Source organism: Corynebacterium sp. LaCa_205, from assembly GCF_057458085.1.
In genome coordinates this window covers 826582-844044 of record NZ_CP190931.1, presented here as the reverse complement: position 1 = coordinate 844044, position 17463 = coordinate 826582, and the positions used below count along the sequence as shown (strand labels likewise).

19 protein-coding genes and 1 tRNA gene are annotated in these 17463 nt (G+C 56.4%); 9 read left to right on the top strand and 11 right to left on the bottom strand.

Translation table 11 applies throughout. The annotated features are described in order from the left end of the window. On the bottom strand, positions 1-891 hold the full coding sequence (gene mca, locus ACP8J1_RS04180; protein ID WP_023021896.1) for a mycothiol conjugate amidase Mca: 891 nt from the start codon (positions 889-891) through the stop codon (positions 1-3). Positions 892-986: 95 nt separating this feature from the next. On the opposite strand from mca, the gene ACP8J1_RS04175 reads away from it, so the two are divergent. The 3 genes from ACP8J1_RS04175 (at position 987) to ACP8J1_RS04165 (ending at position 2419) form a co-directional block, all read left to right on the top strand. Continuing rightward, positions 987-1457, top strand: a complete 471-nt coding sequence (locus ACP8J1_RS04175) for a DUF4307 domain-containing protein (RefSeq protein WP_023021897.1) — start codon at positions 987-989, stop codon at positions 1455-1457. Between the two features lie 120 nt (positions 1458-1577). After that, positions 1578-2099: a transcription elongation factor GreA gene (gene greA, locus ACP8J1_RS04170; RefSeq protein ID WP_023021898.1), complete on the top strand. Its 522-nt coding sequence runs from the start codon at positions 1578-1580 to the stop codon at positions 2097-2099. A gap of 41 nt (positions 2100-2140) precedes the next feature. Beyond that, on the top strand, positions 2141-2419 hold the full coding sequence (locus ACP8J1_RS04165) for a hypothetical protein (protein WP_023021899.1): 279 nt from the start codon (positions 2141-2143) through the stop codon (positions 2417-2419). A 42-nt stretch (positions 2420-2461) separates the two neighbouring features. Here the strand turns inward: ACP8J1_RS04165 and ACP8J1_RS04160 are convergent, their stop codons facing one another. The 7 genes from ACP8J1_RS04160 to ACP8J1_RS04130 form a co-directional block, all read right to left on the bottom strand. Continuing rightward, positions 2462-4291 carry a hypothetical protein gene (locus tag ACP8J1_RS04160; RefSeq protein ID WP_023021900.1) on the bottom strand — a complete coding sequence of 610 codons (1830 nt, stop codon included), beginning with the start codon at positions 4289-4291 and terminating at the stop codon, positions 2462-2464. Positions 4292-4310: 19 nt separating this feature from the next. Beyond that, complete coding sequence (locus ACP8J1_RS04155) at positions 4311-5021, bottom strand: DUF3558 family protein (RefSeq protein ID WP_023021901.1); 711 nt, start codon at positions 5019-5021, stop codon at positions 4311-4313. A 359-nt stretch (positions 5022-5380) separates the two neighbouring features. Then, positions 5381-6148 (bottom strand): Bax inhibitor-1/YccA family protein, encoded by a 768-nt coding sequence (locus ACP8J1_RS04150; RefSeq protein ID WP_023021902.1) that lies wholly within the window; start codon positions 6146-6148, stop codon positions 5381-5383. Positions 6149-6337: 189 nt separating this feature from the next. Further along, positions 6338-6411, bottom strand: a tRNA-Leu gene (locus tag ACP8J1_RS04145). Positions 6412-6450: 39 nt separating this feature from the next. Then, a complete protein-coding gene (locus ACP8J1_RS04140; protein ID WP_486697156.1) occupies positions 6451-7416 on the bottom strand; it encodes a Ppx/GppA phosphatase family protein in 966 nt (321 codons plus the stop codon). A 10-nt stretch (positions 7417-7426) separates the two neighbouring features. Beyond that, positions 7427-7975 (bottom strand): DUF501 domain-containing protein, encoded by a 549-nt coding sequence (locus ACP8J1_RS04135; protein ID WP_023021904.1) that lies wholly within the window; start codon positions 7973-7975, stop codon positions 7427-7429. Between the two features lie 8 nt (positions 7976-7983). Continuing rightward, a complete protein-coding gene (locus ACP8J1_RS04130; protein ID WP_023021905.1) occupies positions 7984-8544 on the bottom strand; it encodes a septum formation initiator family protein in 561 nt (186 codons plus the stop codon). A 98-nt stretch (positions 8545-8642) separates the two neighbouring features. Here ACP8J1_RS04130 and ACP8J1_RS04125 point away from each other — a divergent pair, with 98 nt between their 5' ends. From ACP8J1_RS04125 to ACP8J1_RS04115, 3 genes are all read left to right on the top strand, one after another. Next, positions 8643-9170, top strand: a complete 528-nt coding sequence (locus ACP8J1_RS04125; protein WP_023021906.1) for a hypothetical protein — start codon at positions 8643-8645, stop codon at positions 9168-9170. A 37-nt stretch (positions 9171-9207) separates the two neighbouring features. Continuing rightward, positions 9208-9861: a hypothetical protein gene (locus tag ACP8J1_RS04120; protein WP_023021907.1), complete on the top strand. Its 654-nt coding sequence runs from the start codon at positions 9208-9210 to the stop codon at positions 9859-9861. A gap of 275 nt (positions 9862-10136) precedes the next feature. Then, positions 10137-11087, top strand: coding sequence for an HNH endonuclease signature motif containing protein (locus ACP8J1_RS04115; protein ID WP_023021908.1), 951 nt, complete (start codon positions 10137-10139; stop codon positions 11085-11087). Here the strand turns inward: ACP8J1_RS04115 and eno are convergent. The 3 genes from eno to ACP8J1_RS04100 form a co-directional block, all read right to left on the bottom strand. After that, positions 11077-12354 carry a phosphopyruvate hydratase gene (gene eno / locus ACP8J1_RS04110; protein WP_023021909.1) on the bottom strand — a complete coding sequence of 426 codons (1278 nt, stop codon included), beginning with the start codon at positions 12352-12354 and terminating at the stop codon, positions 11077-11079. The genes ACP8J1_RS04115 and eno overlap by 11 nt on opposite strands. A 90-nt stretch (positions 12355-12444) precedes the next feature. Then, positions 12445-13206 carry a lytic transglycosylase domain-containing protein gene (locus tag ACP8J1_RS04105; RefSeq protein ID WP_023021910.1) on the bottom strand — a complete coding sequence of 254 codons (762 nt, stop codon included), beginning with the start codon at positions 13204-13206 and terminating at the stop codon, positions 12445-12447. Positions 13207-13217: 11 nt separating this feature from the next. Beyond that, positions 13218-13805 carry a MazG nucleotide pyrophosphohydrolase domain-containing protein gene (locus ACP8J1_RS04100; protein WP_023027835.1) on the bottom strand — a complete coding sequence of 196 codons (588 nt, stop codon included), beginning with the start codon at positions 13803-13805 and terminating at the stop codon, positions 13218-13220. 57 nt (positions 13806-13862) lie between these two features. Here ACP8J1_RS04100 and ACP8J1_RS04095 point away from each other — a divergent pair, with 57 nt between their 5' ends. From ACP8J1_RS04095 to nadC, 3 genes are all read left to right on the top strand, one after another. After that, the gene (locus ACP8J1_RS04095) at positions 13863-15338 is read left to right on the top strand and encodes an amino acid permease (protein ID WP_023021912.1); all 1476 of its coding nucleotides are present in this window, start codon (positions 13863-13865) and stop codon (positions 15336-15338) included. 130 nt (positions 15339-15468) lie between these two features. After that, positions 15469-16491 (top strand): quinolinate synthase NadA, encoded by a 1023-nt coding sequence (gene nadA / locus ACP8J1_RS04090; RefSeq protein WP_023021913.1) that lies wholly within the window; start codon positions 15469-15471, stop codon positions 16489-16491. Then, positions 16492-17427 (top strand): carboxylating nicotinate-nucleotide diphosphorylase, encoded by a 936-nt coding sequence (nadC, locus tag ACP8J1_RS04085; RefSeq protein WP_023021914.1) that lies wholly within the window; start codon positions 16492-16494, stop codon positions 17425-17427. Positions 17428-17463 lie beyond the last annotated feature (36 nt).

Below are 17463 nucleotides of genomic sequence, written 5' to 3'. Positions count from 1 at the left end.
TTAAGCCTCCTCTTTTTCTTCGATGCCTGCAAAAAGGTTGTTTTCTGGCAAGGAGGTAGAAACGCGGGTTTTCGCCAGCTCAAACTCCTCGGTGGGCCACAGGCGTTGCTGTACCTCCACCGACGTCGCCAAGAAAGCACCAGCCGGATCAATCTGCGTGGCATGCGCACGCAGAGCCTCTTCGCGATTGCTGAAATAGTCTGCGCATTCCACCTGGGTCGTTACACGCGCCATGATATCTCCAAACGCGGTGTCCCAGCGCGCCAGCATCGGCCCATAGGGGCTAGTTTTGCCCTCCTCCAAGAGCAAATCATGGAACATCTTCATGCGCTGATAGACGAAGCCATGCGAGTAGTACAGCTTTAGCGGCGTCCACGCCTCACCCAACTCTGGGTGATACTCGGCATCGTCGGCCTTTTCCCACGCAATCATCGAGGCCCTATGCACCATCAAATGATCTGGGTGCGGATACCCGCCATTTTCGTCATAGGTGATGATGACGTGTGGGCGAAACTCGCGGATCACCTGGACAAATTCCTGCGCAACGGTGTCGTCTCCCTGCAACGCGAAGCAGCCCTCCGGTAGCAGCTCTTCCATAGACTTGCCTTCAACCGGATCCGGCAAACCGGAGTCGACGTAGCCCAGCCAGCGATGGTGCACGCCTAGCGCACGCGCAGCTTTAGCCATTTCTTCCCGACGAACCTCGCCCATATGTTCCTTGATCCCAGGGCGGTCCATGGCGGGGTTAATCACATCGCCGCGCTCGCCGCCGGTACAGGTCAGCACCAAAACCTCGTTGCCTTCTGCGGCATAGCGCGCGGTGGTTGCAGCCCCCTTGGAAGACTCATCGTCCGGGTGCGCGTGGATAGCTAGTAGGCGAAAATCGCTCACTGAAAATCCATCCCCTTATAAATCTAGGTTCTTTGAACAGATGATTATCCTAGTAGATAATTGGAAAACAGTGGTCCTCGGCTAGAGTGGGAAGCATGACTTCCGCCGGAAAATCTCGCTCAGCCGCCCGCTATGGCTCTCGGGGGCCTTCTGAAAAGAACTCAGGTAGCTGGACTAATAAGGCGCTGGTGCTGATCTTTATCGCCATTTTTATCGCGCTCATCTTCTTTGGCTTCCGGTACTTTCAACAAAAGGAGCGCGTGAACGCGCAGGTTTCCATCGTGACCCAAGAGGTATTGAGCGATGACACCACCCGCGTCTGGGTCGACGTCACCCGCAACCACACCGATGAGGAGGCTTATTGCATTGTCCAAGCCTTTGATTATTCCAAGTCCGAAGTAGGCCGACGCGAGTTTCCTGTTCCCGCTGGCGGAAATGAAACCCAGCGTATCGCTGTTGACGTCCCGACCAACGCCCGCGCCGTCGCAGGCGGCGCTTATGGTTGCTCTGGCAATATCCCCGAATACTTGGATATGGATAACCCTGACTACGCGGAAAGCCGCTAGCCGCGTGTGCTAGGATTTGTAGCGCCTAGAACTGGGCATTTGCCTAGTTCCACTTTTACTTATGGCCCCAGGGACAACTAGGGGCTTTGACCACAATTCCTATCTACGGAAGGTTGCAGAATGGCTGAGCAGCAAAAGCAGTACATCACCCCAGAAACCAAGGCGAAGCTCGAGGCCGAGCTGCAGGAGCTTATCGATCATCGCCCAGTAGTCGCGGCTGAGATCAACGAGCGCCGTGAGGAAGGCGACCTCAAGGAGAACGCCGGTTACGATGCTGCTCGTGAAATGCAGGACCAGGAAGAGGCCCGCATCAAGCAGATCTCTGAGGTTCTCGCGAATGCCACCACCGAGCGCGGTGCTGTTCAGGAGGGTGTAGCCCACACTGGTTCCGTAGTTCACGTTTACTACAACGGTGACAAGGACGATAAGGAGACCTTCCTCATCGGTACCCGCGCCGCTGCTTCTGACAACAAGGATTTGGAAACCTATTCGGAGCAGTCGCCACTGGGCGCTGCCATCCTCGGCGCGCAGGAAGGTGAGACCCGCGAGTACACCGCTCCGAATGGCAAGACCATTTCGGTCACCATCGAATCCGCTGCGCCGTATGATTCTGCTAAGGCCGCTACTCCGCGCGAGTCCTAAACTTTAAGCCAATTACCACTTTGGAGAAAGAGCATATCCCCATGAAGAAGTTCTCCCGTTACGCTGCCGCTGGTCTCGTCTTCACCGCCGGCCTCTCCCTCGCTGCTTGCCACCCGCCCAACCAGCAGGACTCTGATTCCAAGGTAGAAAATGCTTCTACCTTCACTGGTGAGGCCCCAATGCAAAAGGACGCTGACACCAGCTCTTCCGCACCTGAGTCCGTTGTTCAAGAGCAGCAGCCTGTAGTTGAGTCCGGTGTCCCTGAGGAGCCAGCACAGCCGCACCTGAATGGTACCGCCACCGAGCTGCCGCAGCAGTAAAAAAGACGGAAGGGCCGAGGGTTTCCTCGGCCCTTTTTCATGTTATTTTTCCACGTTTACTTCCCGCACCCAGTCCCCGATTACGCCGGGCACTACAGCGGGCGGCTCGCCTAATAGGTCGCGTTTATTGGGGTCCCTTTCGACCTGCGTAGTCACGGACTTTACGCGCTTTTTCTCACTATCCTTACCGCGCATCCCCATCATCGGGCCATAAGCCCGCGCCCCGCCAGTAGAACGACCGGCATTGCCCCCGCGCGTTGCCGCGCTGTTTTCGCCGCTTCCGGTTCCAATACCAAGGCTGCCGCCCGCACCGGCACGCATACCGGGTCCTCCTACGGTTCCTGTACTGGCGCCAAGACCTGCGCGCGAACCAACTCCAGCGTAGGAAATTGCCGCGCCAGTTCCGCGTCCAAGGCTTTGGCCCAGTTGCGCACCTCTTCCGGCATGCCTTATATCGGCGCTACTGCTTAAGATTCCCGGGCCGGCTCCGAACCCACCACGCAGTGGCTGTTGCTTACCAAGAGCACCGCGACCGGCATCTGCAGGCCTTCCGGATGCCATCATCGGTGCCATACTCCCGCTCGCGGAATGCGCATTAGCTGGTGGCGCAACCGGGCCGCTACCGTTGAGCGCCCCCGTACTCAGTCCAGCACCAACGGGATGTGCTGTGCCACTAGGAACCTGCCCCATCACCCCATTCGCTGCGACAGCCCCCGGCATCGATGCCCCTTGGGTGGATACTTCGTTGCCCCCAATGGTTACTTGTTCTCCCAGCCCCAGCCCTTCCAGCGCATTTCTGCCACTAGTATGCATCTGCTGGTGAAAATCGCTGATTTCCTGCGGGCTCATCCCCACAGCATCCAACCCGTTCACGTTTCCATTGACAACGTCAAAGTTTCCGGGGCCCAAATCGCCTCGCGCAATCGCCTCAGCAATCTTTTTCGGCCACACCACTGCTTCGGTAGTGTAGCGCTGACCATCACCTTCTACTCCGACGAGTCCCGCATCGACGCCTCCGCCTCCCGACGCCGGCGATCGCTCCATCAATGCATGCTGGTAAGGCATGGCCTCTATGGCGAACCGCTGCAGGTCTGGTTGCAGCATGGCCAATGCGGCCTTTTCCGCAATTTCACGCTCCACCGGTTCTGGGATTGCCATCACTTCCATAGCCATAGCCATCGCCGCCGGCTGCATCCCCATGAGCTTGGCATGGAATCCGGTTAGCTTCTCCCCCATGACCTTTGCATTTGCCACAAAATGGCTTCCCGACGCCGCCACCTCCCGAATCTTCGCCGCAGCCCTCGACGTAGCCTCGCTATCATTCTCGCTTTCCAAAGACCCGGCTGCTTCTTCTAACCCGCTGACAATATCGTCGACTTCCGACGCCAATGAGCTCCACCGCGCATTTGCCTCCGACACATTCCAAATCTGTGTCGACATCAGGTCCGTCGCAAGCTTCACGATGTCTGTACCCACATTCACCACCGGCATAGAAAACCCGAAGGGACTGTACCCTGGCTCCGGCTGGTTCATAATCGGCATAGACTCAATGCCTATGTCCCCACCCGCATCCGCAATCTCCATTCCCCTGCTATTCGCGTCCTCCTGCGCCTGAAAGCCACGTGCTTCCCTCCCCAAAGAATCAGAAAGCCAATCAAGCTGTTTAACAAAGCTGGAAATGGAATTCCGAGCAGATCCAGGATCCGAACTCAAAACTCGCTCATGAATTGCACCAACATGATCGATTCCAGTCACCGAAGAAAAGCTGCCGGTTAGAGGGCTTTCAGCAGCAATATTGTTGCCAGCAATGCCTTGATTCAACCGCTCAATTTGATTTATATTTCTGCTTACATTAGCAACATTAATTTTCATTTATTCCCCCGAATTTCAGTTAAATTAAATCTTTCGTCACTTTTCCAGCTTTTTCGCAAGCGCTACTTTCGGTGTTTCCAAAGCTATTCGCTGAAACCGTAACCACTCCTCGCACAGTAGATAGCGTTGCACTGCACGCGAGCTCCGGGAAAATTTCTCCCCGCTGAATTACAACTCCAGACAATTCGCTATCTGTAGTTTCTACCACCAAATTTGGATTTACTTTCGAATCATCAAATGGTTCGTAAGTAGAACTGATGGAAAGAACTGTCTCCTCAGAAATTGCTTTGTAGCTACACCCCTTATGACCAGACTCCGCAATATCCGGGTCCTCATAGCGTTCCAGCCCAAGCTCTTGCAATTTGGCTTCCGAAATCTCTACACATGGATCGAACACTTGGAACCCTGGCTGAGTCGGGTCGAATTCCCCCAGTGGCGGTAGGACGCCGGAAGATTCCCCCGACCCCGTGGCGCCGGCCTCCCCCGATTGGCCGGCGCCTTTCACATTTTTCTCACCGTCGGTGCGTGCCGATTCCCCCCGATTGCTGTCCGCGTCATCCCCCAGGTCCCCGTTGGTTCCCCCTGCACCGTCGGCCGAACTAATGCCGCCAGTTTCGTCCACATTCGTGGTTTCCTCTGACGCGCTCCTCGTACCGATGTCCGCAACGCAGCTACCCAGCACAACGGAGCTACTGACCATCAACGTTGCTACGGTTACCTGACGCTTCACAACAATCCTTCGCGCACTCACTTTCTGACGAGAGGAACAAGATAGTGAAGAAGAGAACTCTTCACTTCGTTTTCCTGTTCCGGTACACAGCATGCACGGAACTCCACGAATTTTCTACGCAACCAAGAAGGTTAACGGCGATTTAACAAAATTATTCGCCCCATATGTCACATCCATAACGCCTAAAAGGCGAAGTTTCCTGCTTATTAGCTGTACTACTCCTGAGACCACCCTTCTAGACCAAATAAAGCCTAAACCCTCACTTTATCCCCCGAACTACCCCACTAATTACACGCTTGTAAGCGTTTTATGGCAGCAAAAAGGCCCGCATCTCAGTGCGGGCCTACGTGAAAAGCTGATTAGTCTCGCTGGAAATAGCTCAAGAGACGAAGAATCTCAGTGTAGAGCCAGACCAAGGTCACAGCGAGGCCGAGAGCTACGCCCCAAGCATTGCTAGCGGGAGCGCCGGCACGGATCATACGGTCAGCCTGATCAAAGTCAGTCAGGAAGGACAGCGCACCAAGAACGATGCAAACAAGTGAAAAGATAATGGCAATCGGGCCGCCATCACGCAAAGGGTTGAAGTCGAAGAAGATTGCGCCCAAGAAGTTAACCAACGCCATGACAGCAACTCCGGCGACCAAGCCGAAGAGGATCTTGGTGAATTTCGGGGTCACCTTAACTGCACCGGTCTTGTACACGATCAACATGCCGATGAATACACCAATGGTTCCAACGATTGCCTGGCCGATGATTGCCATTCCGCCTTCACCTTGGAAGTTCACATTGGCAAACATGAAGGAGAAGCCACCAACGAATAGTCCCTCAAATACGGCGTAAATCAGTGTGACCGCAGCAGAACCCCACTTCTTGCCAAAAGAAGCAACCAGCACAGTAATGAAGCCACCGATGCCACCGACCAGAGTCAATGCCATGGCAATACCTGGATTTACCATTCCCAGCCCAAAATTGATGGCTGCGGCGACGATGATGACGCCGAGGGTGATGCCTGTCTTGGTGACGACGTCATCCACGGTCATTGGACGAGCAGCTTCGTCCCCGTATCCAGAATTTTGGCGGGTACTATTTTCGGTCAGAGAACTCATTACCGGATTGCTTGAACGCACGGTTGTCCTTTCTAAGAGAGGTGCAATTTAGCTATCTCATCCTGTTCAACGAGACACCGCCCTATAAAGTTCCGCAGTCTTTCCATGTAGCTAAAAGTTTTGCGAACAGTTTCCGCATAAAGGCTGTGGAGACTTACCAAAACAAAATCTCGAGACACCATAGGAACGATGTCTCGAGACTTCACACGGTGCCCCCAGTGGGACTCGAACCCACACTGAATCGATTTTAAGTCGACTGCCTCTGCCGATTGGGCTATGGGGGCAAGGCAAGGAATATTTTAGGCTACCTTCCCCCGCAAGAGTTAACGAGGGGTACCCTCTGCAGCGAGACCTGCAATAATGCCGTCGAGAATGTCCTTTTCACTAATGAAGAAACTACGCGCAGCGCAATTTCGCTCGATTAGTTGCATGATACCTTCCACGGCTACTGCCCCACCGCCGATGACATCGGCACGGCCGGGGTGAATGACGGGGTTGAGGGCGCGGACGTCGGAAGGCAGGGCAATAAGCTGCTGCAAGAGCACGCGCAGGGCACCGAAACGGAACTCAGAGCCGTGAATGGCATCGGCATCGTAACGCTCGAGGCCTTGCGCCAGTGCGGACAGTGTGGTGAAAGTGCCCGCACAGCCGACGATGGTACGAGCCTTAGAAATAGGTACTATGTCCTCGACCTCGGCTGTTCGCTCACCGACGTACTCCGAAGCGATCTCGATCTCCGATTCGGTAGGTGGATCGGTGCGCATGATGCGCTCGGTCAGCCTGACGCACCCCATGCGCGCCGAATGAGTACCCAAGATTTCGCCATCCGCCGTTCCTACAACGAACTCAGTCGAGCCGCCACCCAGATCAATCACGCAAAATGGACCGCGGTCCGGCTCTAAATCGGCCACAGCGCCATTAAAGGACAACAGGGCCTCTTCCTCGCCCGAAACAACTTCTGCCTGAGCACCTGGCTGGATTTGGCCGAGCAGCTCAGCGGTCATATCGAAGAATTCCTGCTGATTCTTGGCATCGCGAGTAGCAGAGGTAGCGACCATCCGCACCCGGGAGACCTTTTCAAACTTCATTTGGCGAACATAGCCCTCCAGGGCCACGCGTGCACGGTCAAGAGCCGCAGGGGCGATTTCACCTGTGGCATCCACGCCCTCTCCCAGACGGATGATTTCCATCGTACGAGTAATATCGCGGACCTTGCCATCATCTTGAACTTCAGAGATGAGCAGGCGAATCGAATTTGTTCCGCAATCAATCGCAGCAACGCGAGTCATAGCATTCCTCCTATTCCGCGTTAGAAAAATCGAACTGCGCTAGGTCAATTCCCAAATCTTCTACCGTGGGCCAATCCTGGGGGATAGCGCTTCCTCGAAGCTTGCCATGGTCGGCGGCCATAGCTACCGCTTCAGTTCCCAACCGGAAATGCTGCGGCCCCTCAGCCAGGGCGTAGGCAATGAGCACGTGCAGGCACTTCACGCGATCCGGCATACCTCCACCGGAGAAATCGGTGCCGAGATCTTCGATGTCATTGCGCTTGGACAAAAAGTATTCATGTGCACGCTGGTAATCAGCAGCCAAGTCCTCATCCTCACGCAGTCGGGATTCCATCCACTTCATGACGTGGGCAACTTCCAAGCGTGAAGCTTCGGCCGTAAGCCGTGGGTCGGTGAGGTAATAGAGGGTGGGGAATGGAGTGCCGTCGGCAAGCTTGGGCGCTGTCTTAATCACCGCAGGCTGGCCATCTGGCGTGCGATAAGAAATCTCCAGTACTCCGCGCGGAGTGCGGCCCAATTGCTCAGTTACTACAGCGATGTCTGCATCAGTGACGGTCATGCGGACAATTATCGCACATCCGCTTTCTCTTCCGGTGCCGGCTCAATCGGAAGATGATTTACCTGCTCGGATGGCGCTTCTTCTTTAGGGGGTTCAGCCACGGAATCCCACAAGACCTCATACCAGTCGCGGGAATCTTCTTCCTTCTGTCCGTCTGTGGTGAGCTGGTCTTCCGGCTTAATCTGCGGGTCAATGATGCGATAGGCAGTTTCGCCCTCATCAACAACCCCGAATCGGCGCCGCGCCTCCTGCTTGATATACTCATCGGATTTATATTTATCAATCTTTTCCAGCAAAGCAGCTTTTTCATCTTGCTTGGCAGCGATTGACTCATTCAAGCGGGCAATTTCGGACCGGCCATGATAGTAATTGCGCAGGGGAACAGCGATAACCAGCAATACAACCAGCACGATAGCCACGATCACGCCTACTCCGGCGATACTCATCCGGTCTGGCTTTTGCTTCTGCTTTAGTTGTGCGCGCTGAGCTTTACGGACATCTGCAGCACGCGAGGCTACCGGAACCCTAGTGCGGCTCCGGTTTCGCTGCATCTTTCTTTCGCGTGCCATAGGTTTCCAATCCTAGCGTCGTCACTCCTGTAACAGAGACTTGGCACGCGCATTTTGGGTACACTAAAAGAAATTCTCCCTCCCAGTAAGGAATTTTTATGTCCCTCAAGCGCCTCCTACCCGTACTTACCGCAAGCCTATTTCTCGCCAGCTGCAGTCCCTCTGCCCAAGACGGTGAGTATCCCGTCTACGGCGACGATTACGATCTAAGCACCCAAGACGGCATGGCCGACTACCTCAAGGAATATAAGACCCTGCCAGATGATTACATCGACCACGATGCTAAGGAGCTAGACGGGAACGATAAGCCGGAGAGCTTTGAAGCCAACGCAGCGTCCGTCAAGAAGGCCGGCGAAGTTACCTGTAAGAATGACGAACTGCTGCAAATCGCAAAGGACTTCTTCCAAGGCGATACGGACAAGCTAGGTAAAGCTGTAACGTCAGCAGGCGGACCCGATGAAAAATATGGTGACGTTTTTGAGGCCCTCGACATCCCCGATGACGCACCTGATAATGACAAGTATATGGCCGCAGCGATGACCCCGCTGGGGGCTGTTATGTCCTGTGGCGATGAGTTCAGCGATGAAGAACTGGAAAAGGTCGCGGCGTCCATGCACACGAGCTAAAGGCTCGAATCATATTCCCCTCACTTAAGGAATAGTCATGCCCCTCAAGCGCCTTCTTCTACTAGTAGCCGTCGGCACTCTACTGAGCGCCTGCAGCATTTCCGACCAAGAGGAAGAATCTACCGCCCAGACTAAATCCTCCACACCCAACAGCACTACCAGCAGCGAGGTTCCCACCACCACAAGCAGAAGCTACGATCTCAATACCAAGAGCGGCTTCATCTACCACATCAAAGAGCATGGGACGATTCCGGACTACTATTTGAATGTGTTCGCCTCCGGAGCTCCCGAGGCCGAAGAAGGCCCCACCAGCTACGAGGTCAATGCCACGACCCTGAAGAAGGCGGGTGCTGTTGCTTGCAACAATGATCAGATCCTGGACGACGCCAAGTATTTGCTAACCCATGGCAAAGGTGCACTTGCGGAGCTCGCCGCCAAGCCCGAAGAGTTTGATCAGAAATACGCCCCGTCTACGAAGCGCTTGATATATCAGCCGATGCCCCTCCTGAAGACAGGCTATTCAGCCTATACATGGCCAGTGTTGGCTCTCTGGCAACATGCGGTGATAAATACACCGATAAAGAACTCGAAGCAGTCGCTGACGCTATCTTCAGCCTCTAGCCCTCCCCTGCAATTTCGCACACAATTTCGCTTTTGGCCTTGCAGGACTCGAATGAGTGTTTTAGACTAAGGGACGTAAATTCGATTAGGTGTGCGATTTATTTCAGGGGGACTATTTTGTGACAGCTACCGACACACCGTCAAAGAAGGCCTATTTTTTCCACCAATAACCTCGACGACACCGTCTGCCTCCTGGCCTTGCTCCAGCGCATTCAATCTTGGCAGTTGTACCAATCTGTGCTTCCACGATTAGAGGACGATGTCGAATGCACCACCGCTGCTCTATCTAAGCGTGTGGGTCTGAGTTACTGGCGAGTTCTATCCGCGCTCCGCTCCCACCTACGCATGCAGGAATTGCCATTGACCACAGCGGTGCAAACCGAACATTGGATCCTAGACCTCCCGCGGCTGCACGTAATTGATGCCGAACTTGCCCCGCTTGGCGACGACGCAGAAAGCATCCAACTAGTCGATGCCGCCCTCGCGGACTTCCTTACCCCAAAGGAACCTGCTCAGCATGTCCCCACAGAATCCGAAATCCGGAGGTTCTTGCGTGACTATATCGACGGGATACTCACGCCAGATATTGAAAAGGAAATCGAGCGATCCGTTTCCATCTCCTATTCCAAAGGCCAAGCCACCATCACATTAAAAACGGATAAAGCCACCGCCAGCGCTATATCCCGCCATATCGACAAAGCAGCGCGAAAGAAAAACATCACCAAACCAGAGGCTTTGGAGGCGTTAATCTTTAACCGAACCCAGACAAAGGTAGTAATTAATACTTACGCATCTGGCGATGATGCTTCTCGGGTGTATATCCCTTCGGCGGGGTGGTGCGTACTTACGGAGCAATTAAATAGTTACTCCATGACTCGCGAGCTATGCCCGCAAGAAACTTCTTCTTACGTTCCCACCGAACAAATCAGAACATGGGTCCACGGTCGCGATGCCACATGTCGATGGCCGGGGTGCTCAATGCCAGCGCGTTATTGCCAGCTCGATCATCGAGTGGAGTATGCCGACGGCGGACCGACGGGCGTCGATAATTTGGTAACGCTGTGTCAGCACCACCACAACGTGAAGACCGATGGAAGAGCGCAGTACATCATGGATCCGATCACTGGGGACGTCGTCTGGCTCTTTTCGGACGGCACCTTCGAGATTGACCGCGCCCAAGGACCTTTGGCACCGCGCACCGTGAACTGGAAGCAAACTTGGCAACAATATCTGGACATGCGAAAGCGCCCCCGCAGTAATACGAGGGCGCTACACAAGGAGGCGATTAAGCCTTAAAGCGTGGGAATGCGGAGCGGCCAGCGTAGACTGCACCGTCGCCCAGCTCCTGCTCGATGCGCAGCAGCTGGTTGTACTTAGCTACGCGCTCGGAGCGGGCTGGAGCACCGGTCTTAATCTGACCACAATTCAGTGCGACAGCCAGATCAGCGATGGTGGTGTCCTCGGTTTCACCGGAGCGGTGGGACATCATGGTGCGGTAGCCATTGCGGTGAGCCAGCTCGACAGCATCAAAGGTCTCGGTCAGGGTACCGATCTGGTTTACCTTCACCAGCAGTGCGTTAGCAGCCTTCTTCTCAATACCTTCCTGCAGACGGGCAGGGTTGGTAACGAAGAAGTCATCGCCAACAATCTGTACCTTTTCGCCAATGGCGGCGGTAAGAGCGGTGTAGCCGTCCCAATCGTCTTCTTGCAGAGGATCCTCGATGGAGACAATCGGGTACTCATCGATGAGTTCCTCATAAACCTTGGACATTTCTTCAGCGGTATGCTCGCCGCCTTCGAAGTGGTACTTACCGTCCTTGAAGAACTCGGAGGAAGCAACATCGAGCGCGAGGGCTACGTCCTTGCCCGGCTCGTAGCCAGCCTTCTTAATGGCGTCAACGATGACGTCCAGAGCAGCCTTGGTGGAATCAACGGAAGGAGCGAAGCCACCCTCGTCACCCAGACCAGTAGACAGGCCCTTGTCCTTCAGCACTGCCTTCAGTGCGTGGTAGACCTCGGCACCCATGCGCAGAGCTTCAGCGAAGGACTCAGCACCAATCGGGGCAATCATGAATTCCTGGACGTCAACGCCGGAGTCAGCGTGTGCGCCACCGTTGAGGATATTCATCATCGGCACTGGCAGTACGTGAGCATTGGGGCCTCCGATGTAGCGGTACAGCGGCAGTGCAGCGGACTCTGCGGCGGCCTTGGCTACGGCGATGGAAACGCCCAGGATAGCGTTAGCGCCCAGCTCAGACTTGTTATCGGTACCGTCCAGCCTAATCAATGCTTGGTCAATGAGGCGCTGATCGTCAGCTTCGAAGCCAGCAATCTCATCGGAAATCTTCTCATTGATATTCTCAACAGCCTTCAAAACACCCTTGCCCAGGTAGCGCTCGCCGCCGTCGCGCAGCTCGTGGGCCTCGTGCACGCCGGTAGAGGCACCGGAAGGAACGCCTGCTACGCCGCGGGCGCCATCGTCAAGGAATACTTCTGCCTCAACGGTTGGGTTGCCACGGGAATCGAGAATCTCGCGGGCGAAAGTGTGGATGATATCAGCCATGCTGTTCTTCACTCCTCATCAAAATGTTCGCTCTGGACCAGCCGGCCCAGCCACGTTCTCAATTGTTGCAGAAAACGTAGCCGTGTGACACTACTTGGCACTTTGTGGAACTGAGTAAGCATTGGCGGCGTGCGCAACCTTATGCAAATAGTCGCTGGACTGATTGTAATTTAGGATTGCTTCCTTCCACTGATCTGGGTTAGAGAGATCTCTGTCACCGAAGCACAAAAGTCCGGCCGCCCCAACAGCGGCGTCATCGATTTGGTTGGGATCAGCCTTCCCATCACCATTGGCATCAGCGCCCACCGCTTCCCACGTGGTGGGGATAAATTGCATTGGGCCTACGGCGCGATCGTATTCGGAGTCTCCATCGATTTCGCCGTTATCGGTGTCTGGGGTGTGGGCCGTGTTGTTCAGGCCATCGAGGGCGATGCCGTTGATGGGGGGTTGGGGGTAGCCGGCGTCGTCAAGCTTGGAGTGCTTAAACCAATTGCCGTTATAGGTACCGTGGCGTGTTTCTACATAGCCCAAGCCGGCAAGGGTATTCCAACGCAGGTGGCAATTGGGCCACTTTTGCTGAGCAATGAGCTCAGCATTGCCATAGGCACGCAGGGCGGCCGGCGGGATGCCAGTGCGATCAGCTAAGTCAGAGGCCCAGTAGGTGAGTTTATCTGCGGTGCGTCCGGGCGCATTGACGTCAATGTGCGCGACCTCTTTGCCTTCAACAGGCGGGATGTCTTCAGGTACGGGCTGCTGAGAGGTACCGTGCCCAGTCAATAGCCATGCTACTAGCGCGATGATCACGACTACGGCTACCCCGCAGCCCCCGAATATCTGCAGCAGCCTCTTCATGGGAAGCTATCCTACATCTCCTTGCCTGCGCGCCACAGCCGCTCTTGTGTGTCAACATCGACTATCTCAGTCGTGCCATCAAATAGGTACGGGGCGCGGGCGCGCATTTTGGTGACGAAGCTCTGGGCGACGTCATCAAGCGAAAAGGCAGAGATTTCCGCATGGAAAAGGACCTGCAGGAAGATATCGCCCAGCTCCTTGAGAATCTCGCTTTCCGGCTCACGGTTGCGTACGGCCGCGGCGAATTCGGCGGACTCTTCCTCAAGGTAGGGCAAAAGGGAGGCATGGGTTTGTTCACGCTCCCATTCACCAATGCGCCGCGCAGTGGCCATAGTCTGGCGCGCCTGCATGACAGGATCCGCGAGGGATTCGGCCCGAATGACCGACTCCCCAGTAGCTATGCGAGCGCGGGTTTCAGGATCACATTCGTCGGTGCTGACTAAGGTTCCGATGGAATCTTCCCCTACGAGGAGATCGGAAAAATTCCACCGCACGGAAACGGGAACTTCACCGGTGAAGTAAACGGGGCCGCGTAGCTTCCCGTGTGCTTGCATGGGGATCATCGTGGGCCAACGTTCATCGAGCAACAGCACAGTCATGTGCACAAAGTCTAGCCCGAGTTCCCATTATGGGGCTATTCAAGGTATTTTAGGCCAATGACCTCCAGCCAGAATAAATCCCACTCCGTGACGTTGTGGACCCTCGTCGCGCTCATTATCGGTTCCACCGTTGGCGCGGGTATTTTCTCGCTGCCGCAAAACATTGCCTCCGTTGCCGGCCCAGGCGCGATGCTCATTGGCTGGCTGGTAGCGGGCGTCGGCATGCTCTCCGTGGCTTTTGTGTTCCAGATTTTGGCCCGCCGCAAGCCGCACCTTGATTCTGGCGTCTATTCCTATGTGCGCGCCGGCCTCGGCGATTTTATTGGTTTTACCTCGGGCTGGGGTTACTGGCTGGGCTCCGTTATGGCGCAGGTGGGGTATGCCACCCTCTTTTTCAATACGCTGGGCCATTACCTGCCGCTTTTCGACGCCGACCATTACTGGTCCTCCGCCATCGCCGTCTCCCTTTTGTCGTGGGGAATTTTCGCGGTACTCGCCCGCGGCATCAAGCAGGCCGCCTTCATGAACCTCATCACCACGATTGCCAAGATCGTGCCCATCCTGGCCTTCGTGGTGCTCATTGCTTTCCTCGGGTTCAGCTGGGATAAATTCACCGTGGATTTCTGGGGACGCGCTTCCGAGGCCAGCGTCTTTGAGCAGGTCCAAGGCATCATGCTCTTTACAGTCTGGGTCTTTATCGGTGTTGAGGGCGCCTCCGTCTATTCCAAGCAGGCCGCTAAGCGCACCGATGTTGGCCGCGCCACCGTCATTGGCTTCGTCTCCGTGCTGGCGCTCTTGGTCTCGGTTTCCACGTTGAGCTTTGGCGTAATGACGAAGGAGGAGTTGGCCGCGCTGCCGGATAATTCCATGGCCTCGGTGCTCACAGAGGTCGTCGGCCCTTGGGGCGGCGCGCTGATTTCCATCGGCCTGTGCCTCTCGGTCCTCGGCGCCTACGTTTCCTGGCAAATGCTGTGCGCTGAGCCCATCGTCATGATGGCCATCGATGGCCTTATCCCCCGCCGTATCGGCACCATCAATGTGGCCGGCGCCCCGTGGGTAGCCCAGCTGATTTCCACCTCTGCCATCCAGATCTTCATCGTCGTCTTCTACGTCAACGAGGCTTCTTATGCCGCGATGGTGCAGCTCGCCACCATCATGTACCTCCTGCCCTATATCTTCTCTTCGCTGTATCTGCTGCTGCTAGCGATACGGGGCAAGGGTGTGACCCACCCGCACGCCGGAACGCGGTTCGATCTCTCTGGGCCGGATATTCCCAGACGCGAAAACCGGCGCCACTTTGGCATCGCGCTGGTGGCCTTCGTGTACTCGCTGTGGCTCATTTATGCCGCCGACCCGGTTTATATTCTCTTTGGCGCCCTCGCCGTCGTGCCGGGAATTATCCCGTACGTGCTCACCCGCCTATCGCGCCGCGAGAAGCTTTTTAATGGATTTGAGTGGTCAATCGTCATCGTGGTGCTGGTGGCCGCCACCGTCGCCGCGGTCGGCCTCGCCCAAGGATCGCTGGAGCTCTAATCACCTGCCCCGCCAGCCGGGCCAGGTCGATACCCTCACCCCGCCATCGCAAGTGGTCTTGCGCACAGACAGTTTAGTACGGTTATAACACCCCACTAATTCCTGTGACTATCACTTCTTTGGAGCACTTGTGACTCAAACCAATGCTAGCGTCATGCCATCTGCTACTCATACCGGTTCGGACCCCGCGGCAGGAAAGGCCTGGGCGGAGCGGATCAAAGAGTTAGCGGAGCAACGCAATGCGGTGATTCTGGCGCATAATTACCAGATCCCGGAGATTCAAGACGTTGCCCACCACACCGGCGATTCCCTGGCGCTGTCCCGCAAGGCGGCGGAAACCGATGCAGATATCATCGTCTTTTGCGGCGTGCACTTCATGGCGGAATCCGCCAAGATCCTGTCGCCACATAAGAAGGTCCTCATCCCCGATGAGCGCGCGGGGTGTTCCCTGGCGGATTCCATCACGGCCGAGGAGCTGCGCGAGTGGAAGGCCGAGCACCCCGATGCCCTGGTAGTCAGCTACGTCAACACCACCGCAGAGGTCAAGGCGCTCACCGATGTCTGCTGTACGTCCTCCAATGCCGTCGATGTGGTCAACTCACTGCCGGCGGATAAAGAAATCCTCTTCTGCCCCGACCAGTTCTTGGGTGCCTACGTAAAACGCAAGACCGGCCGGGAAAATATCCGCATTTGGGCCGGCGAATGCCACGTACACGCCGGCATTAGCGCCCAGCAGCTAACCCAACAGACCCAAAATAACCCGGACGCGGACCTGTATATCCACCCGGAGTGCGGGTGCTCCAATTCCGCGTTGTACCTGGCCAACGAAGGCTTGGTGGCACAAGATCGCGTGCACATGCTTTCTACCGGGCAGATGATCACCCAGTCCCAGAAGCAGCCGCAGAATAAGGTGCTTGTTGCTACCGAGACCGGCATGCTCCACCAGCTGCGCCAGGCCGCGCCGGACATCGATTTTCAGGCCGTCAATGACCACGCCGAGTGCAAGTACATGAAGATGATCACCCCAGCGGCCCTTGAGCGCTGCCTGGTAGAAGAGACCGATGAGGTCACTGTGCCTGAAGATATCGCGAATGCGGCACGCAAGTCCCTCGAGGCCATGATTTCCATTGGCAACCCCGGCGGGGGCGAGTAGATGGAGCGCCTGCTGCTGCCGGACTGCTCCGCGCTCATTGCCACGGCCCTGGAGGAGGATTTCGCCTTTGGGCCGGATTACACCTCGCTTGCCACGGTGCCGGGTGAAGCCCGCTGCACGGCGGAGTTCACCGCGCGCGAGGCCGGCACCATCGCAGGCTTGGGCCTTATCGAAGAGGTCCTTGAGGCCACCGCCCAGCGCTTAGCCCAGTGGGGCGTGGATACCGCGGGCTCCGCGCTTGCCGATGCCCCAGCCCCTACCATCACCCTCCACTCCACCGACGGCGACCGCGTTGCCCCAGGCCAGGTCATCGCCACGGTGCAGGCGCCTACCCTCCTCGTGCTGGCCGCTGAGCGCACCATGCTCAATATGGTCTCGCACGTAAGCGGCATCGCTACGCAGACCCGGCGTTGGGTCGATGCCATCGCAGCAGCAGCGGACACAGGGACCCCGAATAGCGTTAAGCAAGCCCAGGTGCGCGATACCCGCAAGACCCTGCCTGGCCTGCGCGCGCTGCAGAAATACGCCGTGCGCGCCGGCGGCGGGGCGAACCACCGCATGGGCTTGGGCGACGCCGCCATGATTAAGGACAATCATGTGCTCGCCGTGGGTGGCAGCGTGGCAACGGCCCTGCGCCGCGTGCGCGAGCATACCCCTGACATTGCCTGCGAGGTCGAGGTCGATACCTTGGACCAGCTCGAAGAGGTGCTCCCGCTGCACCCGGATATGGTGCTGCTGGATAACTTCGCGCTTGCCGATGTCCTCACCGCCGTCCACCGCCGCGACGCGCGCAGCCCATCCACGGCCCTGGAGGCCTCCGGCGGATTAACCCTCGACCAAGCCGACGAGTACGGAACCTCCGGCGTGGACTATATTGCGGTGGGCGCGCTTACCCACTCGGTACGCGTGCTAGACATCGGGCTCGATTTTTCCTAAGCGCGCCGACAAGGGCGCCGACGTCCTCGTCGGCGC